The 21,254-nt window shown below is 67.2% G+C and carries 26 protein-coding genes; 9 read left to right on the top strand and 17 right to left on the bottom strand.

Features of this window, described 5'->3' with window-relative positions:
* Nucleotides 1-72: 72 nt before the first annotated feature.
* The 7 genes from ACP696_RS07325 to obgE form a co-directional block, all read right to left on the bottom strand.
* A complete protein-coding gene (locus ACP696_RS07325) occupies nt 73-1,116 on the bottom strand; it encodes a murein hydrolase activator EnvC family protein (protein ID WP_426010855.1) in 1,044 nt (347 codons plus the stop codon).
* Between the two features lie 100 nt (nt 1,117-1,216).
* Nucleotides 1,217-1,681, bottom strand: coding sequence for a 23S rRNA (pseudouridine(1915)-N(3))-methyltransferase RlmH (gene rlmH / locus ACP696_RS07320; RefSeq protein WP_426010856.1), 465 nt, complete (start codon nt 1,679-1,681; stop codon nt 1,217-1,219).
* A gap of 68 nt (nt 1,682-1,749) precedes the next feature.
* A complete protein-coding gene (rsfS, locus tag ACP696_RS07315; protein ID WP_426011296.1) occupies nt 1,750-2,193 on the bottom strand; it encodes a ribosome silencing factor in 444 nt (147 codons plus the stop codon).
* 269 nt (nt 2,194-2,462) lie between these two features.
* Complete coding sequence (locus tag ACP696_RS07310; RefSeq protein WP_426010858.1) at nt 2,463-3,128, bottom strand: nicotinate-nucleotide adenylyltransferase; 666 nt, start codon at nt 3,126-3,128, stop codon at nt 2,463-2,465.
* Nucleotides 3,094-4,401: a glutamate-5-semialdehyde dehydrogenase gene (locus ACP696_RS07305; protein ID WP_426011297.1), complete on the bottom strand. Its 1,308-nt coding sequence runs from the start codon at nt 4,399-4,401 to the stop codon at nt 3,094-3,096. Before ACP696_RS07305 ends, ACP696_RS07310 begins: the two co-directional genes overlap by 35 nt.
* Nucleotides 4,402-4,846: 445 nt before the next feature.
* Nucleotides 4,847-6,007, bottom strand: coding sequence for a glutamate 5-kinase (proB, locus tag ACP696_RS07300; protein WP_426010860.1), 1,161 nt, complete (start codon nt 6,005-6,007; stop codon nt 4,847-4,849).
* Nucleotides 6,008-7,072, bottom strand: coding sequence for a GTPase ObgE (gene obgE, locus ACP696_RS07295; RefSeq protein ID WP_426010862.1), 1,065 nt, complete (start codon nt 7,070-7,072; stop codon nt 6,008-6,010).
* Between the two features lie 214 nt (nt 7,073-7,286).
* On the opposite strand from obgE, the gene ACP696_RS07290 reads away from it, so the two are divergent.
* Nucleotides 7,287-8,246: a hypothetical protein gene (locus ACP696_RS07290; RefSeq protein WP_426010864.1), complete on the top strand. Its 960-nt coding sequence runs from the start codon at nt 7,287-7,289 to the stop codon at nt 8,244-8,246.
* Between the two features lie 4 nt (nt 8,247-8,250).
* Here ACP696_RS07290 and ACP696_RS07285 read toward each other — a convergent pair whose 3' ends face one another.
* The 3 genes from ACP696_RS07285 to rplU form a co-directional block, all read right to left on the bottom strand.
* The gene (locus tag ACP696_RS07285) at nt 8,251-8,784 is read right to left on the bottom strand and encodes a GNAT family N-acetyltransferase (protein WP_426010865.1); all 534 of its coding nucleotides are present in this window, start codon (nt 8,782-8,784) and stop codon (nt 8,251-8,253) included.
* Between the two features lie 202 nt (nt 8,785-8,986).
* Nucleotides 8,987-9,259 carry a 50S ribosomal protein L27 gene (gene rpmA, locus ACP696_RS07280; protein ID WP_426010866.1) on the bottom strand — a complete coding sequence of 91 codons (273 nt, stop codon included), beginning with the start codon at nt 9,257-9,259 and terminating at the stop codon, nt 8,987-8,989.
* 79 nt (nt 9,260-9,338) lie between these two features.
* Nucleotides 9,339-9,854 (bottom strand): 50S ribosomal protein L21, encoded by a 516-nt coding sequence (gene rplU / locus ACP696_RS07275; protein WP_426010867.1) that lies wholly within the window; start codon nt 9,852-9,854, stop codon nt 9,339-9,341.
* A gap of 208 nt (nt 9,855-10,062) precedes the next feature.
* Between rplU and ACP696_RS07270 the strand changes: the two genes are divergently transcribed.
* Nucleotides 10,063-10,689, top strand: coding sequence for a hypothetical protein (locus tag ACP696_RS07270; RefSeq protein WP_426010868.1), 627 nt, complete (start codon nt 10,063-10,065; stop codon nt 10,687-10,689).
* Between the two features lie 183 nt (nt 10,690-10,872).
* The gene (locus ACP696_RS07265; protein ID WP_426010869.1) at nt 10,873-11,985 is read left to right on the top strand and encodes a CobW family GTP-binding protein; all 1,113 of its coding nucleotides are present in this window, start codon (nt 10,873-10,875) and stop codon (nt 11,983-11,985) included.
* A 76-nt stretch (nt 11,986-12,061) separates the two neighbouring features.
* On the opposite strand, the gene ACP696_RS07260 is transcribed toward ACP696_RS07265, so the two are convergent.
* Nucleotides 12,062-12,496, bottom strand: a complete 435-nt coding sequence (locus ACP696_RS07260) for a biopolymer transporter ExbD (RefSeq protein ID WP_426043621.1) — start codon at nt 12,494-12,496, stop codon at nt 12,062-12,064.
* Nucleotides 12,497-12,650: 154 nt separating this feature from the next.
* Nucleotides 12,651-13,100: a biopolymer transporter ExbD gene (locus ACP696_RS07255; RefSeq protein WP_426010872.1), complete on the bottom strand. Its 450-nt coding sequence runs from the start codon at nt 13,098-13,100 to the stop codon at nt 12,651-12,653.
* A gap of 223 nt (nt 13,101-13,323) precedes the next feature.
* Between ACP696_RS07255 and ACP696_RS07250 the strand changes: the two genes are divergently transcribed.
* Entirely contained in the window at nt 13,324-14,346 is a 1,023-nt protein-coding gene (locus ACP696_RS07250; protein WP_426029957.1) for a WD40 repeat domain-containing protein, read from the top strand.
* A gap of 265 nt (nt 14,347-14,611) precedes the next feature.
* Here the strand turns inward: ACP696_RS07250 and ACP696_RS07245 are convergent, their stop codons facing one another.
* Complete coding sequence (locus tag ACP696_RS07245; RefSeq protein ID WP_426010876.1) at nt 14,612-15,355, bottom strand: copper homeostasis protein CutC; 744 nt, start codon at nt 15,353-15,355, stop codon at nt 14,612-14,614.
* Nucleotides 15,356-15,428: 73 nt separating this feature from the next.
* A complete protein-coding gene (locus ACP696_RS07240) occupies nt 15,429-16,094 on the bottom strand; it encodes a nitroreductase (RefSeq protein WP_426010878.1) in 666 nt (221 codons plus the stop codon).
* A gap of 77 nt (nt 16,095-16,171) precedes the next feature.
* Between ACP696_RS07240 and mtgA the strand changes: the two genes are divergently transcribed.
* Together mtgA and ACP696_RS07230 are read left to right on the top strand one after the other, a co-directional pair.
* Complete coding sequence (gene mtgA / locus ACP696_RS07235) at nt 16,172-16,879, top strand: monofunctional biosynthetic peptidoglycan transglycosylase (RefSeq protein WP_426010880.1); 708 nt, start codon at nt 16,172-16,174, stop codon at nt 16,877-16,879.
* Nucleotides 16,880-16,888: 9 nt separating this feature from the next.
* Complete coding sequence (locus tag ACP696_RS07230) at nt 16,889-17,434, top strand: GNAT family N-acetyltransferase (protein ID WP_426010882.1); 546 nt, start codon at nt 16,889-16,891, stop codon at nt 17,432-17,434.
* A gap of 48 nt (nt 17,435-17,482) precedes the next feature.
* On the opposite strand, the gene ACP696_RS07225 is transcribed toward ACP696_RS07230, so the two are convergent.
* Both ACP696_RS07225 and ACP696_RS07220 read right to left on the bottom strand, forming a co-directional pair.
* A complete protein-coding gene (locus ACP696_RS07225) occupies nt 17,483-18,196 on the bottom strand; it encodes a cation diffusion facilitator family transporter (protein ID WP_426043620.1) in 714 nt (237 codons plus the stop codon).
* A 47-nt stretch (nt 18,197-18,243) separates the two neighbouring features.
* The gene (locus ACP696_RS07220) at nt 18,244-18,444 is read right to left on the bottom strand and encodes a KTSC domain-containing protein (protein WP_426010886.1); all 201 of its coding nucleotides are present in this window, start codon (nt 18,442-18,444) and stop codon (nt 18,244-18,246) included.
* Between the two features lie 164 nt (nt 18,445-18,608).
* On the opposite strand from ACP696_RS07220, the gene ACP696_RS07215 reads away from it, so the two are divergent.
* The 3 genes from ACP696_RS07215 (at nt 18,609) to ACP696_RS07205 (ending at nt 20,418) form a co-directional block, all read left to right on the top strand.
* A complete protein-coding gene (locus ACP696_RS07215) occupies nt 18,609-19,013 on the top strand; it encodes an MAPEG family protein (RefSeq protein ID WP_426010888.1) in 405 nt (134 codons plus the stop codon).
* 43 nt (nt 19,014-19,056) lie between these two features.
* Entirely contained in the window at nt 19,057-19,689 is a 633-nt protein-coding gene (locus ACP696_RS07210; RefSeq protein WP_426043619.1) for a LysE family translocator, read from the top strand.
* Nucleotides 19,690-19,788: 99 nt separating this feature from the next.
* A complete protein-coding gene (locus tag ACP696_RS07205; protein ID WP_426043618.1) occupies nt 19,789-20,418 on the top strand; it encodes a CC0125/CC1285 family lipoprotein in 630 nt (209 codons plus the stop codon).
* 42 nt (nt 20,419-20,460) lie between these two features.
* Here ACP696_RS07205 and ACP696_RS07200 read toward each other — a convergent pair whose 3' ends face one another.
* Nucleotides 20,461-21,243 carry an SDR family NAD(P)-dependent oxidoreductase gene (locus ACP696_RS07200; RefSeq protein ID WP_426010894.1) on the bottom strand — a complete coding sequence of 261 codons (783 nt, stop codon included), beginning with the start codon at nt 21,241-21,243 and terminating at the stop codon, nt 20,461-20,463.
* Nucleotides 21,244-21,254 lie beyond the last annotated feature (11 nt).

The raw sequence follows: 21,254 nt of genomic DNA, 5'->3' as shown, positions 1-21,254 counted from the left end.
TTCAAACTTGTTGTCCGCCAGTAGTAGCGGAACCTTTGTTCATTTGACGGCCATCATCGCTGAAAATGCCGTTTATCGCGACCCCTGCTTGAGCCAACGCTCTGGATCGACCGAAGCGCCATCTTCTCGCACTTCAAAATAGAGTTCCGGATCGGAAGATCCATGCCCGGCCATCCTGCCAACCGCCTGACCGGGCGCGACAGATTGTCCGGGGGCGACGGAAATCTGGTCCATTCCCGCCAACACCAGATGGTAGGCGCCTTGAGCCCGCAGGATCAAGACGACGCCCCAGCCATTCAGCGGTCCGGCGTATTCGACCGTGGCGGCGGCGGGACTGGCGATGGCGTGACCCTTTTCCGTGCGGATCGTCAGGCCGTTGGCCCGGCCGCCCAGGGGCATGGCCTGGCCGAACCGGTGGGTCATCACGCCGGATGTGGGCGCGGTCAGCACCAGGGGGCCCGTGGCGGGCTTGACGGCCAGGCCGTCGGTCAGGGCCCCCAGCTGGGCCTGGTCTCCGGTCATCGCCTCCTGGGCGTAGGCGCGCTCCAGCTGGGTCTTTTCGACGATCATCCGTTCCAGCTCGCCCTTGCGGTCGGCGACCAGGCTCTCGGCGGTGAACAGCTGCTCGGAGGCGGCCGCGGCCTCACGGCGCAGGGCCGAGACGGCGCGGGCCTGGCGGGCGTAGCCTTCGGCCCTGTTCTGGAGTTCAGGGGTCATGGCGCGGATCAGGATGGCGGCCCGCACCGCGTCGCGGGCGTCACCGGGGCTGACCAGCAGGGCCGGCGGCGGATCACGGCGGAAGAGCTGCAGGGCCGAGAGCAGCCGCGACAGCTGCCCGCGATCGCGACCCAGCTCGGCCACCAGGGCCGATTCGCGCTGGTGCAGGGCTTCCAGCCGGGCGCGTTTCTCACCGACATCGTCGCCGGTGACCAGGCGCCTCTGGCCCAGGGCGTCCAGCTCGCCTCGCAGGTCGACGATCTCGCGGCGGGTGTCGGCGGCGGCCTGCTCGTCCTTGGCGCGCTGGGTGACCCCAGCGACTTGGGCGGCCGCGACAAGACCCCCGGCGCCCAGCAGGGCGACCAGGAGGCTGGTGGTGATCAGCGTGACGCGGCGCATAGGCCGATCAATGCCTGTATTGGGTCGCAGCGACAACTGGTTCTCCCGACCTGCCCCACCTCCGCTGATCCCGGCGAATGCCGGGACCAGCGGATTAAAATCAATCGCGATGATAGGGCGAGCCCGCCAGGATGGTGACGGCGCGATAGACCTGCTCGGCCAGCAGGACGCGGGCCAAGGCGTGGGGCCAGGTCTGGGGCCCGAAGGCCAGGGTCTCGTTCGCCTCGGCCAGGATCGAGGGATCCAGGCCATCGGCGCCGCCGATCAGGAACACGACCTTGCGGCGCCCGTCGTCGCGCAGCCGGCCGATGTGCTCGGCGAAGGCCCGGCTAGGCCGCACCTTGCCGTGCTCGTCGCAGGCGATGACATGGGCGCCTTCCAGATGCGGGCGCAGCACTTCGGCTTCGGCGGCCTTGCCGGGCTTGCGCGCCTCGACCTCGACGATCTCGACCGGCCCGATCGCCAGGGCGCGGCCCGACGCCGTGGCCCGGGACGCATAGTCCACGGCCAACTGCGCCTCGACCATGCGGCCAAGCTTTCCGACGGTGAGGAGGGTGATCTTCATGGGCGATCCCGTCACCGCCCTACACGCGAGATTTGGCGGGCGAGCGGTGACGTCAGGGGCGAGGCGTCTTAGTTTGCCGCCGCGATCCGGTGCGGTGCGTCGACGGCCCAGATCTTTTCGATGTTGTAGAACGAGCGGACTTCGGGCCGGAACAGGTGGACCACCACGTCGCCGGCGTCGATCAGCACCCAGTCGCAATGCGGCAGGCCCTCGACCCGCGCCTTGCCGAAGCCCTCTTCCTTGAGGGCACGGATGATGTGGTCGGCCAGGGCGCCGACGTGACGGTGCGACCGGCCAGACGCCACGATCAGGCTGTCGGCGACCGAGCTCTTGTCCGTCAGGTCGATATGGACGATGTCCTGGGCCTTGTCGTCGTCGAGACGCGACAGGATCAGGGTCTCGAGCGCCTTGATGCTCTTGTCCAGGGCGGTCTCGGTGCTCGAGGTCGCTTTTTTCGAGGTATCGGCGGAGGCCGTGTCCTCGTGCGCACTTGGCGCGGGGTCGCTACGCAGCGGAAATGCTCCTTGATGGGGGTCGCGCAATCCCTCCCATAGCATGGATGACTCGAAAAGATGAGGGGGAACGTGGATCGGGGCGATTCGGGCGGTCATGGTCCTTCTCCCCCTTGCGGGAGACGGTGGCCGCGAAGCGGTCGGATGAGGGGTCTCTCAACCGAAAGCCGCCGCGATTGAGCGCGCGATCGTTTCTGCCGAAAGGGCGATCGACCCCTCACCCGACCTCGCTCCGCGAGGCCACCCTCGCCCGCAAGGGGAGAACGAAACTACCCCCGCGTCTGCCGCCCCCGCAGCGCCGTCGACGAGGCGAAGTTCAGGGGCCCCGTCAGATAGACCCAGGCCGGAGCCGCGGCGTCGGCCAGGATCGCGGCCTCGCTGGCCGGACGTCGGGCGAAGGCGAAGCGGCGGGCGGCGGGCGAGGTGCGGGCCTTCAGCGCAGCCCAGGGCCGCGAGATCACCGCCACCGGGACCTCGCGCATGATCTGGGTCCAGCCCCGCCAGCGATGGAAGGTGGCCAGGCTGTCGGCCCCCATGATCCACACGAACTTCACCCCCGGATAGCGGGCCTTCAACACCCGTAGGGTATCGATGGTGTATTTCGAGCCCAGACGCGTCTCGGCGTCGGAGACGATCATGCCGCCACCCAAACCGCCCCCTTGGGCCCAGCGCCGAGCGCCGGCCAGGCGCTCGGCCAGCGGCCTTGTCTCATGCGCCGACTTCAGCGGGTTCTGCGGCGAAACCAGCCAGATCACCCGGTCCAGATCCAGGCGTCGCAGCGCCGTCTCGGCGACGTGGGCGTGGCCCTCGTGCGCCGGGTTGAAGCTGCCGCCGAACAGGCCGACGCGCATGCCGGGCTCCAAGTGGAACCCCAGCCTCTGCGCGGCGGGCCGGCCGGCCTCAGGGACGAGTCTGGCCGGTCCCGCGAACCACATATTTGAATGTCGTTAGTTGCTCGGCCCCGACCGGACCGCGGGCGTGAAGTTTATCGGTGGCGATGCCGATCTCGGCCCCGAACCCGAACTCGCCGCCGTCGGCGAATTGGGTCGAGGCGTTGACCAGCACGATGGCGCTGTCCACCAGGGCGATGAACCGCTCGGCGGCCGCCTCATCCTCGGTGACGATCGCGTCGGTGTGGCCCGAACCATAGGCGGCGATGTGGGCGGCCGCGCCCTCCACCCCATCGACCACGGCCACCGACAGGATCGGGGCCAGATATTCGGTGGTCCAGTCGGCCTCGACGGCGGCCTTCATGTCGGGCTCGATCTGCAGGGCCAGGCTGTCGCCGCGCAGCTCGCAGCCGGCCTTGATCAGGGCGTCGGCGATCGGCGGCAGCAGGGCCTTGGCCCCGGCCCGATCCACGAGCAGGGTCTCGGCCGAGCCGCACACCGAGACGCGGCGCATCTTGGCGTTCAGCACGATCTCGACGGCCTTCCTGGGGTCGGCGGCGGCGTGGACGAACACGTGGTTCAATCCCTCCAAATGGCCCAGCACCGCCACGCGGGCCTCGGCCTGAACCCGCGCCACCAGGCTCTTGCCGCCCCGGGGGATGATCAGGTCGATCGTGCGGTCCAGGCCCGACAGGATGGCGCCGACGGCGTCGCGGTCGGGGGTGCGGACGATCTGCACCGCGTCGGCCGAGATCCCCGCCGCCTTCAGCCCCTTGGCGATGGCCGCGTGGATCGCGAGGTTGGAGTGGATGCACTCCGACCCGCCGCGCAGGATCACCGCATTGCCCGAGCGCACGCACAGGGCCGCAGCGTCGGCGGTGACATTGGGCCGGCTCTCGAAGATCATGGCGATCACGCCGATCGGGGTGCGAACCCGGGCGATGTCCAGGCCGTTGGGCCGCGTCCAGCGGGCGGTCTCGACGCCCAGCGGGTCGGGAATGGCCGCCACGGCCTCGACCCCGGCGGCGACGCCTTCGAGGCGTTCGGGATTGAGCATCAGCCGCTCGACCATCGGCGCGGTCAGGCCGCCGGCTCCCGCCTTGGCCAGATCTTTCGCGTTGGCCTCGAGGATCGCGACGGCGTCGCTGCGGATGGCGGCGGCCATGGCGTGCAGGGCGGCGGTGCGCTGGTCCGGCGTGGCGACGCGCAGGGCCGCGGCCCCTTGCCGAGCCGCCTGCCCCATCGCCGTCATCGTCGCCTGCAAGCTCATGCCCGCGTCGTCCATCGCTTCATCCGATCCCGGATAGGCTCGCCCGATATGCTCAGAGTGAGGCTTACCTAGGCGCTTTGCGGCGGTGGGGGAATGGGGAAAGGGTGGTGGGGGTGTTAGCGGGGCTGGTGGGGAAAGCTCTATGGGTCCGAGCCAAGGCCAGGCTCGAAATCAAGCGGTCTCTATAACGTCTTCCCCAACAAACGGGCAGCAAGCAGATATGGCAGTCGCGATCGCATCGTTTGTCAATTCAAGCGCAGAAGCACGACGCTTGACCCGTTCCGCCCACTCGCGAGCTGCCGCGCGGTATGTGGAGCGGTGTTCACGGTCCCAACCGCGCGCGTCGGACTCACTTTGAGCCATGACCTGTGTAAGCCACGTCGTCCGGCGCTCCGCGACCCTTTCCATATGCTCGCGGCTGACCGCGTCAGGACGAGCGCGCGCGCCCAGAAAACACCTACCCCGCCTGACCCTTCGCGGGGGCCTCGAGCGGTTAACCCACCGCCAAATCATCGGCATGGATCAGCGGGCCCTCGGTGAAGCCCAGCTCGGCCTCGATGGCGTCGGAGCGCAGGCCGGCGATGCGGTGGGCGTCGGCGCTGTCATAGCGCACCAGACCTCGGGCGATCTCGCGCCCGGTCTCGTCGCGGACCCGGACGGCGTCGCCCTTGTCGAACGGCCCCTCCACGGCTCGGACCCCGGCGCACAACAGGCTCTTGCCGGTCTGCAACGCGGCGGCGGCGCCGGCGTCGACGGTCAGCCAGCCTTGGGGGGCAAGAGACCCGGCGATCCAGGCCTTGTAGGCGGCGGCGGGGGACGCGACGGCCTCGATCACCGTGGCCAGGGCCCCGGCCTCGATGGCCTGAAGGGGATGGGGGCGCGAGCCCAGGGTGATCAGGGTGGCGCAGCCGGCGGCTCGGGCGATGCGGGCGGCGGCGATCTTGGTGGCCATGCCGCCGGTGCCCACGCCTGCGGCGGCGTTGGCGCCCTCGGCCATGGCGGCGATGGCGGGGGTGATCTCGGTCACCCGCTCGATATGGCGGGCTCCGGGGTCGCGACGCGGGTCGGCGGTGTAGAGGCCGTCGATGTCCGACAGCAGCACCAGCAGGTCGGCCCCGACCATCTGGGCCACCCGGGCCGCCAGCCGGTCATTGTCGCCGTAGCGGATCTCCTCGGTGACCACCGTGTCATTCTCATTTACCACGGGGACCACGCCCAGGGCGATCAGGGTCTCGGCGGTGGCGCGGGCGTTGAGCCAGCGGCGACGGGTCTCGGTGTCGTCGCGGGTCAGCAGGATCTGGGCGGCGACCACGCCGTGCGGCTCCAGCGCCTCCTCCCAGGCCCGCATCAGCACCGACTGGCCGGCGGCGGCGGCGGCCTGCTTCTCTGGCAGGGTCAGAGACTTGCGTCCCCCCATCTTTTCAGAGGTCAGGCCCAGGCGGCGGCGGCCCAGGGCCACGGCGCCGGACGACACCACCACCCCCTGCTGGCCCCGGGCCCGCAGGGCGGCGAGATCACCGCAAAAGGCGTTCAGCCAGGCGCGGTTCGGCGCGCCGGTCTCGGCGTCGACCAGCAGGGCCGAACCGACCTTGAAGACGATCCGCCTGGCCGCCTTGAGCGCTCCCCCCCCCTCTGTCGCATTTTGGGCCGACACCTAGGGGTTCCAGCCGCCGGGGGTTTCCGCTTCGGGCGCCTCTTCGACCGCCGCCTCGACGGGGGTCTCGCCACGACGGATGCGCACCTGGATGAAGGCGGCGCGCAGCAGCTCGGTGACGCCCTCGCCCGAAACGCCCGACACCATCATCGGCTTGACGCCGGAGACCGCTTGCAGTTCGGCACGCTTGGCTTCGCGGGTCTCGGGATCCAGGGCGTCGACCTTGTTCAGCGCCAGGATCTCGGACTTGTCGGCCAGTTCGTCGCCATAGGCTTCCAGCTCGCCGCGGATCGTGGTCCAGGCCAAGGCGATATCGTCCTGCGTGCCGTCCACCAGGTGAATGAGCACCGCCGAGCGCTCGACATGGCCCAGGAAGCGGGTGCCCAGGCCCGCGCCCTCGCTGGCGCCCTCGATCAGGCCGGGAATGTCGGCCAGCACGAAGCGCTCGCTGGTCGACAGGTCGACCATGCCCAGATTGGGGGTCAGGGTGGTGAAGGGATAGTCGGCGATCTTCGGCTTGGCGGCGCTGGCGGCGGCCAGGAAGGTCGACTTGCCGGCGTTGGGCAGGCCCACCAGCCCGACATCGGCGATCAACTTCAGGCGAAGCCAGATCCACAGCTCCTCACCGTCCTGGCCGGGATTGGCGTATTTCGGCGCCTGGTTGACCGGACCCTTGAAGTGCAGATTGCCCCAGCCGCCGTTGCCGCCCTTGGCCAGGCGAATGCGCATGCCGGCGGTGTCGAGGTCGGCGATCAGGGTCTCCTTGTCCTCCTCCAGCACCTGGGTGCCGACCGGGACCTTGAGCAGCACGTCATCGCCGGACGCGCCGTGACGGCCGCGACCCATGCCATGGATGCCGGTGCCGGCCTTGAAGTGTTGCTGGTAGCGATAGTCGATCAGGGTGTTGAGGCCATCGACGGCCTCGATCCAGACGTCGCCGCCGCGGCCGCCGTCACCGCCGTCGGGGCCGCCGTATTCGATATACTTCTCGCGTCGGAACGAGACCGCCCCGCCGCCACCGTTGCCGGAGCGCAGATAGATTTTGCACTGGTCCAAGAATTTCATCAGCGTCTTTTGTCGCAACCAGCCTTGCCCGTCGAGCCGAAACGGCCTTTTCGTGGGCTTCCCAAGGCCTCGCCGACCCAGAATCGCGGCCTGCAAGCGGCGCCGCGACCCACGAACCGACCTTCGCGGTCGTGACGAAATATTAAAACAGACGGTGCGACAAAGGTTCCTGTGCGGGAAACCGCCTGAGTCCGATCGCGCAGGGAGGCTGGCGTTGGCGAATATTCAGGACGTCAGAGAGGAATTGCAGCGGGATCTCGCTGACCTGACCCTGCCGACTCTTTGCCGCAAGTACGCCAATGAAGCCTCGGTGCATCGCAACATCCTGATGAGCCGCGGCACCGGCGTGACCGGGACTTGGCGCGACTTCCGATCCTTCCTCACCGACATCGGCCCACGCCCCTCTCCTGAACACGGCCTTGTCCTGCTGAACCGCAACGAGCGCACCTACGGCCCGGGCCGGGCGCGCTGGATGACGCCGGACGAACAGGCGGCGCACGAAGCGGAATTCGATCGCAACCAGGCGTCGAGGAACCGCGAGCAAATGCAGATCCTGCACCAGGCCGCCGCGATCCAGCGGGCCAAGGCGCCGAATGCTCCCAATTTCGGCCAGTGGACGCCGATGGCCGGCCGCCAGGTCAGCTTCCCCGATGTCGCCAAGCGCTTGGCCATCCCGGTCCAGGCCCTATCCAAGACCATGGCCGAGGGCCGCAGCGCCGACGAGCTGCTCAAGCGCGCCAGCTCGGCCCAGGATCTGATCAACCAGGACCTCCAGTGGCTGCCGCCGGATTCGGCGCGCAAGGCCGGCTTCTTCGAGGCCTTCCGCATCTGGCACATGCAGGTGCAGCCGCAGTTCGGCCGCGCCGCCACCCCGACCTTCCTGTTCCTCTACATCGCCCTGCCGGTGATGAAGGAATGCCGGGACGAACTGATGGGCCTTGGCCTGTGGAGCCCGTTAGGTCAGCGGGCCATGAACGCCCGCGACACCCACATCGCCTGGAAAAAGTACTGCGAGTTCATGCCGAGGGCCCAGGTGGCGATGATGGAGATCCCCATCTACGCGACCTATTCGCTGCTCAGCGACCTGGACGCCCTTTGCGAACGCATCGTCGTCGCCGAAAAGCGCTTCCGCGAAGGCCCGCAGAAGGTCGTCGCGACGCATCGGGCGGCCTAGTCCGCTAAGCCAGCCACACCATCATCCGCGTCGGCACCACCTCGCCGCGCGCCGTCGAGGGCTTGTGCTCGACCACGCCGGTGTACAGGAACCCCGCCTTGATCAACACCTGGGCCGAGGCCGGGTTGTCAGCGAAGTGGCCGGCGACGACCAGCTTCTTGCGCCAGTCGGTCTTGGCCCAGGCCAGGGCGGCCTGAGCGGCCTCCGTGGCCACGCCGCGATCCCAGTAGGGGCGGCCGACCCAATAGCCGACCTCCAGATGGCCGATCGCCGGCGTGAAGAAACCCAGCACCCCGACCACGCCTTCGTTCTCCAGCTCGATGGCGAAGGTGGCGTGCAGCTTGGGATCCTGGGACTGGCAGCGGGCCACGAAGCCATCGGCGTCGCCGCGGCTGTAGGGCCAGGGCATGCGGGTGGTCATCCGGGCGATGGCGAAGTCACCGGCCAGGTCGCTGATCCGCGCCGCGTCGTCGATCATCGGCATGCGCAGCGTCAGCCGCGATGTCTTGATGACCTGCCCTCTATCGATCACGCACATCAGCGCGCCTCCCGTGCTCGGCCCTTCTAGGTCAGGACCGTGACGCCTGGATTTCAGACCCGGGTTCAAATTGGGGCGGGGAAATCCACAGCGCGGACAAAACAAAAGCGGGGAGCCCGGCGTTCCGGACTCCCCGCTTGGGTTCGTCTGTCCGGATCGTCTTTCTTGAGGAAAGCGCGACCCGGTCTCTACGCGGTTCGCGCTATTCGGCGGCCTGGGCCACCGGAGCCGCTACGTTCACGTAGGTTCGGTTATTGCGCTTGGTGATAAAGCCCACCGCGCCCTCGATCAGGGCGAACAAGGTGTGATCCTTGCCTATGCCGACATTGGCGCCCGGATAGAACTTGGTGCCGCGTTGCCGGATGATGATGTTGCCGGCGAGCACCTTCTGGCCACCGAACTTCTTCACGCCAAGGCGACGGCCTGCGGAGTCGCGGCCGTTGCTCGAAGAGCCGCCTGATTTCTTGTGAGCCATAGTGGCCTCCTAGGTCCTGATCCGGTTTCTCAAATGAGACCTTGATCGAGCTGATCGTTTATTGAAACCCGCGAGGGTCTCAGGCTTGCGCTTCCGGGGCGGCTTCGGTCGCGGCCGTCTTCGGCGCGGGCTTCGGCTTGGGAGCGGTGGTTTCGGCTTGCGCCTTGACCGGCATGGTCGGGATCGTCGCCGGAACGGCGGCGTCACCCAGGCCGCGGGCGCGGGCGTTGAGGATGACCTTGGGGGTCAGGTCGATGACGCCTTCCCACTTGGTTTCCTTGCCGCCGCCAGCGACCGAGGTCACCCGCACGACCGACTCGGTCTGGCGGTGGCCACGGGTCCGGCGATAGCCTTGACGGCGGATCTTCTTGAAGATCTTGACCTTCTCGCCCTTGCGGGTTTCGAGCAGGGCGCCGGTCACGACCGCGCCTTCAATCAGGGGAGCGCCGATCGTCACGGCCTCGCCTTCGCCAAGCATCAGGACTTCGCTGAAAGCGACTTCCGAGCCCGGTTCACCGTCGAGCTTTTCGACAACCAGCAGATCGCCGGCTTGGACCCGGTACTGCTTGCCGCCGGTTTTGATCACCGCGTACATAGGTTAGCGCCTTAAGAAACGTGCGTTCGCAAAATAGGGAACGCCCGCCAGGAAACCCAGCGGGCGAGGGGGCGGACTTATACAGCCGGCGCCCGTTGAGTCAACGGCGAGATGAGACATTCCCGTGGCCGGTTAGCAACGCCGAGGGCGGGATGCGGGAGTCATTTGAGGCTAGCGTGTTACAATATAACAGGCTAGAGGGTCGGGGGTGAATACGACCTTCTTCGCCTCCGTCGCCGCCACCGGTTTCGCCGTGGCCTTCCTGCACGCGGCCCTGCCCACGCACTGGCTGCCATTCGTGCTGGTCGGGCGGGCGCAGAAGTGGAGCACGGGCCGCACCCTGGGCGTCACCTTGCTGGCGGGCCTGGGCCATGTGGGCCTGACCATCGTGCTGGGCCTGGCGGTTGTGGCCGCCGGCCTAGTCGCCGAACCTCATCTGGGCGGCTATTTCCACTGGATCATCGGCGGGCTGATGGCGGCGTTCGGGGCCTTCTATCTGCTGCGGGGCCGCCACAGGCACGCGACGATTGACGCCAGCCGCAAGTTCGCCTCCGACAAGGCGGCGATCACCGCCTTGGTGGTCCTGCTGACCCTGTCGCCTTGCGAGGCTTTCCTCCCCTATTACCTGGCGGGGATGCAGCACGGGTTGGCCGGCTTTTTGGTCCTCAGCGCCGTGCTGCTGACGGCCACCTCAGCGGGCATGCTGCTGTTCACGGGCCTGAGCCTGGCGGGATTCAACCGCCTGGGCCTGGCGCGACTGGAGCAGTATGAGGAGACCATCCTCGGCGTGGCGCTGATCGCCATCGGCGCGGCGGTGGCGTTTCTGAAGACCTAAGGGGCTCAATCGGTTCACTCCTTTTCCGTCTCCCCGGCGAAGGCCGGGGCCCCGGTGAAACCCACCAAACGCTCGGGATGAACCTGGGTCCCGGCCTGCGCCGGGAAGACGGATGTGGGCGGCGACGACAGGCAATTGAGCCCACCGCTTCCCCCCAGCCCTCACAGCTCCTAAATAGCGCCCATGACCAACACCGCTCCCTCCGGCAAGATCCCCGTCACCGTGCTGACCGGCTATCTCGGCGCCGGCAAGACCACCCTGCTCAACCGCATCCTCACCGAGGAGCACGGCAAGAAATACGCCGTCATCGTCAACGAGTTCGGCGAGGTCGGCATCGACAACGACCTGGTGGTCGGCGCGGATGAAGAAGTGTTCGAGATGAACAACGGCTGCGTCTGCTGCACGGTGCGCGGCGACCTGATCCGGGTTCTGCAGGGCCTGATGAAGCGCCAAAAAACACAAGGGGGGCGCGGCTTCGACGCCATCATCGTCGAGACCACGGGCCTCGCCGATCCCGGCCCGGTGGCCCAGACCTTCTTCGTCGACGAGGATGTCAAGGCCCGCACCTATCTCGACTCGGTCACCGCCGTGGTCGACGCCAAGCACATCCTGCTGCGCCTGGGCGACTCCAAGGAAGCCGTCGAGCAGATCGCCTTCGCCGACCAGATCGTGCTCAACAAGACGGACCTCGTCTCGGAGGACGACCTGCGCCACGTCGAGGCTCGTATCAAGCGGATCAACCCCCTGGCCCCGATCCACCGCGCCCAACGCTCCAATGTCCCGCTGGACGCCATCATCGGCAAGCACAGCTTCGACCTGGAGCGGATCACCGAGTTGGAGCCGGAGTTTCTGAACCCGGGCCATGGCGAGGCCGGTCACGTTCACGACGAGCAATGCGGTCACGACCATCATGATCACGGGCACGACCATGGCCACGTGCATGACGAGCATTGCGGTCATGACCATCACGACCACGGCGCCAAGAGCGACATCCATGATGACGGCGTGAAGGGGATCTCCCTGACCCTGGACCGTCCGATCGACGGCCAGAAGATCACCGTCTGGCTCAACGAGCTGCTCGCCAAGCGCGGCCCCGACATCCTGCGCGCCAAGGGCATCATCGACGTCCAGGGCGAGGAGCGCCGCCTGGTGTTCCAGGCCGTGCACATGATCCTGGAAGGCGACTTCCAGCGGCCGTGGACGGAGAAGGACAAGCGCTACAGCCGGATGGTGTTCATCGGCCGCGACCTGGACGAGGCCGAGCTGAAGGCCGGGTTCGAGGCGACGGCGGCTTAGTAGCTCACGGGCTTGCCCCCACCTGGCGACGCAGTCGCCAGGTGGGGGCAAGTGCGCCGTCGCACTATCCCACTGGCTAGTGCAAATCCTCGTTGATGATCCCGACCTTGGTCCAACCTCCGGTGTGGACCGCGTTGATCACGCCCATGAACGCCTCATAGGGCACATCGGCTTGGGCGCTGATCATCACCCGCTGCTCCTTGCGGGCCCCGGCTTGACCCTCGGCGACGAACTTCGCGCTGAGATCGCCGGCCAGGGTCTTCAGGCTGGTCGGCTGGCCCGCCAGGAACAGCGCGCCCCCGTCCTGGATGGCGATGAACACCGGCTCGCGCGTCGAGGGCTCGTTGGAGGCTGGCGGCAGGTCGAGGCGGATATCGGTGGTGGCCAGGGGGACGGCGACCATGAAGATAATCAGCAGCACCAGCAGCACATCCACAAAGGGCGTGACATTGATTTCGGCGTTGTGGCGCACCGTATGCCGCCCGCCGCCGCCCGAAAGTTTCGCCGCCATCGCCCGCCTCCCGCAAGAAGAACTTACAGGCGTAGTTTAAGCGCTTTCAAGACCCTGTAAAGCAATAAAACTACGGGCGTAAAAACCTGGAAGCAAATAAAAGAGGCCGGACGCTGATGCCCGACCTCTTATTTTAGGCGATCGTCGAAGGACCCTAGTGGATGTCTTCGTTGATCAGGCCGACCTTGTACCAGCCCGAGGTCTGCAGCTGGTTCAGCACGCCCATGAAGTCGGCGTACATGACGTCGGCGTCGGCGCGAACCATGACGCGTTGGTCTTCCTTGCTGCCGCCTTGGCCGTTCGCGGTGAACTTGCCTTCCAGGTCGTATTGCAGGGTGTCGAGGCTGGTCTGCTTTTCCGCGACATAGAGCGCGCCCGACTTCTGGATCGAGATGAAGACCGGCTCCTTCGGCTTCGGATCTTCAGGGCGCGGCGGAACCGCCGGCGGAAGGTCGACCTTGATCGCCACGGTCGCCATCGGCACGGCGACCATGAAGATGATCAGCAGCACCAGCAGGATGTCGACGAACGGAGTGACGTTGATTTCGGAGTTCTGGCCCAGGGAGTAGCGACCGCCACCACCGCCGGAGAGTTTAGCCGCCATAGCCTGACTGTCTCCCAAGGGCCGCAACAGGCGCGGTCCCGCAATTGTTAGATGGCCACGTCTGGCTCAGACGGGCGACGAAGTAAAGCCCGACGACGCGGCGCAATGGCAACCCCTTTTGTGAGTCTTTTTAACCGAACACCGTTCAGGCGGGCCTTTGCCGGGTCCCGGCTCGCTTTCCACGCGACTAGGCGCCCGGAGCGAGGCGGGGTATGGCGCGCGGATGATCTATTCGTTCGACGCCTATGTCACCGCCGCCCTGTTCGACCGCGCCGACCGCGCGACCTTCGCCCTGGGTGACGGCACCGTTCGATTCGAGGAGGCCCAGGAAAACGGGGAGAGCGGTTTCGTCACCGTCGAGGCCCATGACGGCGCCGTGCTGGCCGCCGCCGTCCACCCGTCGGGCCGGGGCGTGATCACCGGCGGCGATGACGGCAAGGTGGTCTGGAGCCGGGTCGAGGGCGACGAGGTGGTCGCCACCGTTATCGCCGAGGTCAAGGGCCGCTGGATCGAGAATGTCGCCACCAGCGCCGCCTCCAACCTGATCGCCTTCACCGCCGGCAAGGAGGCCCACGTCCGCGACGCGACGGACGCCAAGTTCCTGCGGGTGTTCACCCACGACAAGACCGTTTCGGGCCTGGCCTTCGACCCGAAGGGCAAGCGCCTGGCCACGGCCGGCTATGGCGGGGTGTCGCTGTGGTGGGCCCGAATCGAGGGTCAGAAGCCGACGGTGATGAAGTGGGCCGGCAGCCATATCGCCGCGATGTTCAGCCCGGACGGCAAGTTCCTGGTTTCCTCGATGCAGGAAAGCCAGCTGCATGGCTGGCGGCTGAGCGACGGCAAGGACATGCGGATGGGCGGCTACCCGGCCAAGATCAAGAGCCTGGCCTTCTTCGACAAGGGCAATCTGATGGTCACGGCCGGCGCCAATGGCGCGGTGGTCTGGCCGTTCGCCGGCGCGAACGGTCCGATGGGCAAGGAGGCCGCCGAGATCGGTTTCTCGCGCGACTCATTGGTGGTGCAGGTGGCGGGCGTCGAGGCCCTGCCGGTCGCCATCGCCGGCCAGGACAACGGCAAGATCTGGGGCGCGCACATGCGCTCGGGCCGTATCGACACCTTGAAGGCCGAGAAGGGCGCGGCGATCAGCTCGCTGGCCGTTTCCGCCGACGGGACGAGGCTGGCCTGGGGCGACGAGGACGGCGAGGCGGGTATCATCGCGATCCCGGCGATGGACACGCGGTTCTAGTGGATAGAACGCGACGCTTGAGTCCCCCTGGAAATCGCTCGATCCCTTTCCCGAGAAGGATTTGGGCGGGTTCCAAGCGACTGAATCTCACCACTAGTGGATAGAACGCGACGCTTGAGTCCCTCTGGAAATCGCTCGATCCCTTTCCCGAGAAGGATTTGGGCGGGTTCCAAGCGACGGAATCTCACCACTAGGGCGTGAGGACAGGCGCATACGCCGGTCCTCACGCGCCGCCAATCCCCTCCACTCCTGAGCGGAGTGTTTTTTACAGCCCCGCCAGCACCTTCACCACCGCCGCCACGGTCGCCTCGTGCGTATCTCTTAGTCCGTCCGGCACGAAGCCCAGCTTGTAGGCCAGGCCGTCATGGCCCCCGGCCACGCCCATGGTCATCGGCCCGCTGAACGAGCCGTGCACCTCGGTGACCCCCGTCCGCGCCACCAGTTCGGCCACATTGGCGGGATTGACCCCGCCGCCGGCCAGGATGGCGATGCGGCCGTCCGCCTGCGCCACCAAGGCGGCGATGCGCTCCGCCCCGGCCAGGGCGTTGTGGGCGCCGCCGGACGTCAGGATGCGCTCGAAGCCGAGGTCGATCGCCGACTCCAGCGCCGCGGCCTGGTCGGGGACCAGGTCGAAGGCGCGGTGCAGGGTCACGCCCAGGCCCTCGGCATGGGCGACCAGCATCGACAGCGCCTCGACGTCCAGTTCACCTGACGCCAGGTTGGCGCCGATCACCACCCCGGCCAGGCCGGCGTCGCGGACGGCGTCGATGTCGCGAAACAGGGCGTCCAGGTCGCGGTCGTCATAGACGAAGTCGCCGTGGCGGGGGCGGAGCATCGGATAGATCGGGATCTCGGCCTCGGCGGCGATGGCCATCAGGCTCGGTGCGGGCGTCAGGCCCTGCAGGGCGAGGGCCGAGCACAGTTCGATCCGGTCGGCCCCGCCGGCGATCGCCGCCGCCAGTCCGGCCGGCGTATCAACACAGACTTCCAGGATCACGCGCTTGGACATCTTCGCCTCGTCAGGACCGGTGGACTCTCGAAGGGCCTCTTGGAGCACAACCCGGGCGAAACGGGGAGGGGCCCTATTCGAACCCCCGCATCACCCCCCAGGCCTCGAACGGGTCGCGGCGCGAACGCCAGTTATTCACAGGATTGGCCTCGTCGCGGTAGCCCAGGGCCATGCCGCAGAACAGCATGTGGTCCTCGGGCAAGGCCACGAAGTCGGCGACCAGCTTGCCGTAGACCGACCAGAATTCCTGAGCGCAGGTATCCAGCCCTCGCTCCGTCGCCAGGAGCATCAGGCTCTGCATGTACATGCCGATGTCCGACCACTGCGGCGGCCCGCATCTGCGGTGCACCGAGAAGAACAGCGCCACCGGGGCCCCGAAGAACTCGGCGTTGTAGGCGAACTGCTGCAGACGCCGCAGCTTGTCCTCGCGGGGAATGCCGAGGGCGCCATAGAGGTCCTCGCCGACCTGGTAGCGGCGAGTGCGCAGAGGCTCCCACAGGTTCGGCGGATAGACATCATATTCTGGCTCGTCGCGGTCCATCAGCCGGCCGGCGACCAGGGCCTTGAACTCGGCCAGGGGCTGGCCGCTGAGGGCGTGCACCGTCCAGGGCTGGAGGTTGCCGCCCGAGGGCGCGCGGGCGGCGGTTTCCAGCAACGCACGGACGACGTCGCCTGGCACCGGATCGGGCTTGAAGGCCCGGACCGACATGCGGCGTTCGACGGCTTCGGTGACGTTCATCGCGAGCTCCCTGGCCGATGCGCGCTAAGGCTCGCGACAGACGGTCCCGGCTTGGCTAGCATCCGGCCGCAACGTCAATGCAAGAGCCCTTGGGCAAGAGGCGATCCGTGCGGGTTCTGATGCGTAACAGTCTTCTGGCCCTGTTCATCGTGCTCGTGGCTGGGCCGGTGCTGACGGTGATCGTCTATCGCTTCGTGCCGCCGCCGGCCACGCCGCTGATGATCATCCGCGCCATCCAGGGCAAGGGCTGGAGCCACCATTGGCGTTCGATCGACCAGGTCTCGCCGACCCTGCCGCGCGCCCTGATCGCCGCCGAGGACGCCCAGTTCTGCGATCACCATGGCTTCGACATCGAGGCCCTGCAGAAGGCCTATGCCAATAACGAGAAGGGCGGCAAGATTCGCGGCGGGTCGACCATCAGCCAGCAGACCGCCAAGAACGTCTTCCTGTGGCCGGGCCGCTCCTATGTACGCAAGGGGTTGGAGGCCTATTTCACGGTGCTGATCGAAACCCTGTGGGGCAAGAAGCGGATCATGGAGGTCTATCTGAACTCCATCGAATACGGCCCGGGGCTCTATGGCGCGGAGGCCGCGTCCCAGGCCTATTTCAAGGTCGGCGCGGACCAGTTGACGCCGCTGCAGTCGTCGCGCTTGGCCGCCATCCTGCCTAGCCCACTAAAGTGGAAGGCGGTCGACCCCGGCCGCTATGTCAAGAAACGCTCCAGCCGGATCGGCAAGGCCTCCGGCGCTGTGCGCCGCAAGGGCCTGTCGGCCTGCGTGGCCTAGGAGGACGCCATGGCCATCGCCCCTGGGCCGACCCTTGAGACAGAACGCCTGATCCTGCGGCCCCCGGCCGCCGAGGACCTCGACTGCTGGGCCGAACTGATGGCCGACCCCGTGGCCGCTCGCTATATCGGCGGGGTCATGACCCGGTCGCAGGCTTGGCGGGCCATGGCGACCATGGCCGGGTCGTGGGCGCTGAACGGCTTTGGCATGTTCGCGGTGATCGAGAAGGACACGGGCCTGTGGCAGGGCCGGATCGGACCGTGGGCGCCGGAGGGCTGGCCTGGCACCGAGGTCGGCTGGAGCCTGCATCCCCGCGCCCAGGGCAAGGGCTACGCCGTGGAGGCCGCGGTCGCCGCCGTCGACTTCGCGGTCGACACGCTGGAATGGACTCGGATCGTCCACTGCATCGACCCGGCCAATACGCCTTCGATGCGGGTGGCGGAGAAGATCGGCTCGCGGTTCCTGGAAATCGGACGGCTGCCGGAGCCGTTCCAGGACGCGCCGATCGAGCTGTGGGGGCAAACGGCGGATGAGTGGAAGGCGCAGCGCGGCTAAACCCTGAACCGCTCATCCCGGCGAATGCCGGGATGAGCGGTGTAAAAATCAGCCTTCCAGCGGCCGGGCATAGGCCGCCCGGGCTCGCCCCGACCGCACGAACACCCGCGTGATCCTCGGATCGATTTCCCGGATCGCCACGGCGAAATGATCCCCGACTGTCTCGATATCGACCGCCGTCAGGGTGTGGCAGAAGTCCAGGGTGACGCCCAGCAGGATCTCGCTGGGACCCAGATGCATGCTCAGCACCCCGGCGACGCTGTCGATCCGGAGGTCGGCGGCCAGCATGGCGCGGACGTCCTCGACGACGCGCGGCGAGGCGGATTCGCCGGTGAGCAGCCTGCGAGTTTCGCTGGCCAGGAAGATCGCCACCAGCACCAGCAGCACCCCGATCGCCGCCGAGGCCGCCCCGTCCGCCCAGGGCAGATGGAGATAGGTCGAGCCGGCCACGCCCATCGCCGCGATGGCCAGACCGGCCAGGGCCGCTCCGTCGTCCAGCAGCACCGCGAAGGCCCAGAAATAGACCTCCATGCCGTAGCCGAACGGGTGGGTCTCGCTAGGCGGCTTTTTCGCGCGAGCCAGGCCCAGGAGCAACAAGTCCTGGTTGCCGGTGTCGACGCTGGAATGGATGGCCTCGGTCAGCATGGCCGACGAGCCGGTCAGGGCGAAGGCCACGAACTTGGTGGCGGCGATCGCAAGGTTCCCGGCCAAGGCCGCATAGACGACCGTGGTCGAACCTTTATGAGATCCCGTCGCGGCCATGCGGGCCGAACGCGGCGGCGGGGGCCGCTGGTCCGTCAGCGCGGCGTCTACACCCGGTTGTAGGGATAGCGGTCGCGGATCATCCGTTGAAAGAATCGACCCTTGGACGGGGCGCGGGCGAAGGCCTCGGTGACGCGGGGCGGCACCCCGACATAGACGTATTCGTCGCCGTCATTGAACGTGACGAACAGTTTTCCGTGCTCGGGTTCGTAGTCGATTTGGCGGATCGCCGTGGAGTCAACGCGCATGGCAGAAAGCCTCCGCATGAGGAGCGTCTGTCCATAAGAGCGCGCGGCGAAGGGCGGCGGTTCCCAAGGACGGTTGGCGCCGTTTAGGGTGCAAGGCGCGGCGAAATAGGGTCTAGTCCCCGGTGCCAAGGCCCCGCTTCGATGGGCTGGGGGAGAGAACGCACATGCAGCCGCATTCCTGGGTCGCCATCGTCACGCTGGTCGCTCTTCTCGTCTATGTCTGGATGGTCCTGCGAGTGGCGGGCGCCCGGAGAAGCACCGGCATCAGCGCCCCCACCATGACCGGTGATCCGGTGCTGGAACGGCATATCCGCGTGCAGGCCAACACCCTGGAATGGCTGCCGCTGTTCCTGCCGTCGCTGTGGCTGTTCGCCGTTTATTGGAGTGATCTGGTCGCCGCCGTGCTGGGCGTGATCTGGATTGTCGGGCGAATCGTCTACGCCATCGGCTATGTGGCGGATCCGGGCAAGCGCGAGACCGGGTTCACCATCCAGGCCCTGGCCACCGCCGTGCTGCTGTTCGGCGCCCTGGGTCGGGTCATCTGGATCCTGATGGTGGTCGGCAACTAGAGCCGGCTTTCCCGGCGGGCGCGGTCTGGCTATAGGGCAAGCCATGCCTCTGCCCGTCGATCCCGCCCGCTACAGCGCCTTCCTGGTGACCATGTTCGTCATGGCCATCACGCCGGGGCCAGCCAATCTGTTCGCTATCGCCACAGGAATGCAGAAGGGCAAGGCTGCGGCCCTGCTCGGCGTGGCGGGCATGAACGCCGCGACCTTGACCTGGTTCGCTGCGGCGGCTCTGGGGCTGGCGACCCTGATTATCGCCTTCCCCCAGGCCTTTCATCTGTTGGCCTGGGCCGGCGCGGCCTATCTGGTCTGGCTGGGGATCAGGTCCATCCGGTCGGGGTTGAAGCCAGCGGACCATACCGGCCAGCATCGCGCCTTCCAGATGAGCCGTTCGGCGTTTCGCGACGGTTTCGCCGTACAGATCGCCAATCCAAAGATCCTGCTGTTCTTCGGCGCGGTGCTGCCGCCCTTCATCGACATCCATCGGCCGCTGGCTCCGCAACTGGCGATGTTCGCGGCGGCCACCATTGGCATGGACCTGGTCAGCATGAGCGCTTATGGCCTGGGCGGCGCGGCGCTGTCGTCACGGATGAACGAGCCGACCTTTCGCCGGGGCTTCGCCCTGCTGGTCGGCGTGCTGCTGATCACGGCGGCCGGGCTGATCGTCTCGCGCGGCTGATCGCGTTGTCGCTAAAACGCTACGGCCTTGGCGAAACCACAAAGCTGCGCCATGCATTGAGTCTTATGGGACGAAATGACTCCTTCGAAGGAACGCGCCATGACGATTCGCAAGGCCATATCCGGAAAAGCCGGACTGGTCGCTGCCGTGGCGCTCGCCGCCCTCTTGACGGCCTGCGCCACCGCTACCCCCTACCAGCCGAACCTGCCCGGCCAGACGGCCTCGGGCGGCTTCACCGACCAACGCCTCGAGGGCGACCGCTATCGGGTCACCTTCGCCGGCAACAGCCTGACCTCGCGGGAAACCGTCGAACGCTATCTGCTGTATCGGGCCGCCGAACTCACCACCCAGCAGGGCTATGACTGGTTCGAGACCGCCGACCGCCGCACCGATCGCGACGCCCGCACGGTGATCGAAGGTGATCCCTTCGGCCGTCCGTTCGGCTATTACGGCGGCGGCGGCGGCGGCGGCGGCGGCGGCTACGGCTACTGGCGTCCGGCCTGGCGCTATTACGGCGCTGGTTACGGTGGCTGGCGTTCGTGGGATCCCTACTGGGGCGATCCCTTCTTCGCCAGTCAGGCCGAGGTCCGGACCATCCAAAAGTTCGAGGCCAGCGCCGAGATCGTGATGCACAAGGGCGTCAAGCCGGGTGGCGATCCGAGGGCCTACGACGCGCGTCAGATCATGGAAAACCTGACGCCCAGCGTTCAACGGCCGGTGGCGAAGTAACCTTCTTTCCTTCTCCCCTTGCGGGGAGAAGGAAGCTGGCGCCTATCGCGGCGCCATGCGGATGCCGCCGTCCAGGCGCACGTCTTCGCCGTTGAAATAGTCGTTGGTGATCATCGTCAGGGCCAGGTGGGCGTATTCCGCCGGGTTGCCCAGGCGCTTGGGGAACGGCACCGAGGCCGCCAGCCCCGCCTTCACCGCCTCGGGCGCGTTGTTCATCAGCGGGGTGTTGAAGATGCCCGGCAGGATGCAGTTGACGCGGATGCCTTCGCTCATCAAGTCGCGGGCGATCGGCAAGGTCATGCCGACCACGCCGCCCTTGGACGCCGAATAGGCCGCCTGGCCCATCTGGCCGTCTTCCGCCGCTACCGAGGCGGTGTTGACGATCGCGCCGCGCAGGCCGTCTTCCAGCGGCGCCAGGTCGAGCATGCCCTTGGCCGACTTGGCGATGCAGCGGAAGGTGCCCACCAAGTTGATCTGGATGATCATGTTGAAGGCGTCGAGCGGGAAGTGTTTGGTTTCGCCGGTGGCCTTGTCCCGGCCAGCGGTCTTGGCGGCGTTACCTGTGCCGGCGCAGTTGACGAGAATGCGTTCCTGGCCGTGGGCGGCGCGGGCCTTCTCGAACCCGGCGTCGACGTCGGCGTCCGAGGTGACATTGACCTTGCAGAACACGCCGCCGATCTCGGCGGCGACCTTCTCGCCGGTGGTCTCGTTCATGTCAAAGATCGCGACCTTGACGCCCTGGGCGGCGAGGGCGCGGGCGGTGGCCTCTCCGAGGCCCGAACCGCCTCCGGTGACGACGGCGGCGACGGTGTTGTCGAGTTTCATGGACGTTTCCT

Origin of the sequence: Caulobacter sp. DWR3-1-2, from assembly GCF_049896225.1 — a bacterium.
Classification (GTDB): Bacteria; Pseudomonadota; Alphaproteobacteria; order Caulobacterales; family Caulobacteraceae; genus Caulobacter.
The sequence above is the reverse complement of the archived record's forward strand: the minus strand, read 5'-3'. Positions and strand labels throughout refer to the sequence as shown.

Coding starts and splice junctions, on each gene's coding strand:
- ACP696_RS07325 (WP_426010855.1), bottom strand. CDS start 1,116: ATGCGCCGCGTCACGCTGATCACCACCAGCCTCCTGGTCGCCCTGCTG.
- rlmH (WP_426010856.1), bottom strand. CDS start 1,681: ATGAAGATCACCCTCCTCACCGTCGGAAAGCTTGGCCGCATGGTCGAG.
- ACP696_RS07310 (WP_426010858.1), bottom strand. CDS start 3,128: ATGTGGTTCGCGGGACCGGCCAGACTCGTCCCTGAGGCCGGCCGGCCC.
- obgE (WP_426010862.1), bottom strand. CDS start 7,072: ATGAAATTCTTGGACCAGTGCAAAATCTATCTGCGCTCCGGCAACGGT.
- ACP696_RS07285 (WP_426010865.1), bottom strand. CDS start 8,784: ATGTGCGTGATCGATAGAGGGCAGGTCATCAAGACATCGCGGCTGACG.
- rpmA (WP_426010866.1), bottom strand. CDS start 9,259: ATGGCTCACAAGAAATCAGGCGGCTCTTCGAGCAACGGCCGCGACTCC.
- rplU (WP_426010867.1), bottom strand. CDS start 9,854: ATGTACGCGGTGATCAAAACCGGCGGCAAGCAGTACCGGGTCCAAGCC.
- ACP696_RS07265 (WP_426010869.1), top strand. CDS start 10,873: ATGACCAACACCGCTCCCTCCGGCAAGATCCCCGTCACCGTGCTGACC.
- ACP696_RS07260 (WP_426043621.1), bottom strand. CDS start 12,496: ATGGCGGCGAAACTTTCGGGCGGCGGCGGGCGGCATACGGTGCGCCAC.
- ACP696_RS07255 (WP_426010872.1), bottom strand. CDS start 13,100: ATGGCGGCTAAACTCTCCGGCGGTGGTGGCGGTCGCTACTCCCTGGGC.
- ACP696_RS07250 (WP_426029957.1), top strand. CDS start 13,324: ATGATCTATTCGTTCGACGCCTATGTCACCGCCGCCCTGTTCGACCGC.
- ACP696_RS07245 (WP_426010876.1), bottom strand. CDS start 15,355: ATGTCCAAGCGCGTGATCCTGGAAGTCTGTGTTGATACGCCGGCCGGA.
- ACP696_RS07240 (WP_426010878.1), bottom strand. CDS start 16,094: ATGAACGTCACCGAAGCCGTCGAACGCCGCATGTCGGTCCGGGCCTTC.
- mtgA (WP_426010880.1), top strand. CDS start 16,172: ATGCAAGAGCCCTTGGGCAAGAGGCGATCCGTGCGGGTTCTGATGCGT.
- ACP696_RS07230 (WP_426010882.1), top strand. CDS start 16,889: ATGGCCATCGCCCCTGGGCCGACCCTTGAGACAGAACGCCTGATCCTG.
- ACP696_RS07225 (WP_426043620.1), bottom strand. CDS start 18,196: ATGGCCGCGACGGGATCTCATAAAGGTTCGACCACGGTCGTCTATGCG.
- ACP696_RS07220 (WP_426010886.1), bottom strand. CDS start 18,444: ATGCGCGTTGACTCCACGGCGATCCGCCAAATCGACTACGAACCCGAG.
- ACP696_RS07215 (WP_426010888.1), top strand. CDS start 18,609: ATGCAGCCGCATTCCTGGGTCGCCATCGTCACGCTGGTCGCTCTTCTC.
- ACP696_RS07210 (WP_426043619.1), top strand. CDS start 19,057: ATGCCTCTGCCCGTCGATCCCGCCCGCTACAGCGCCTTCCTGGTGACC.
- ACP696_RS07205 (WP_426043618.1), top strand. CDS start 19,789: ATGACGATTCGCAAGGCCATATCCGGAAAAGCCGGACTGGTCGCTGCC.
- ACP696_RS07200 (WP_426010894.1), bottom strand. CDS start 21,243: ATGAAACTCGACAACACCGTCGCCGCCGTCGTCACCGGAGGCGGTTCG.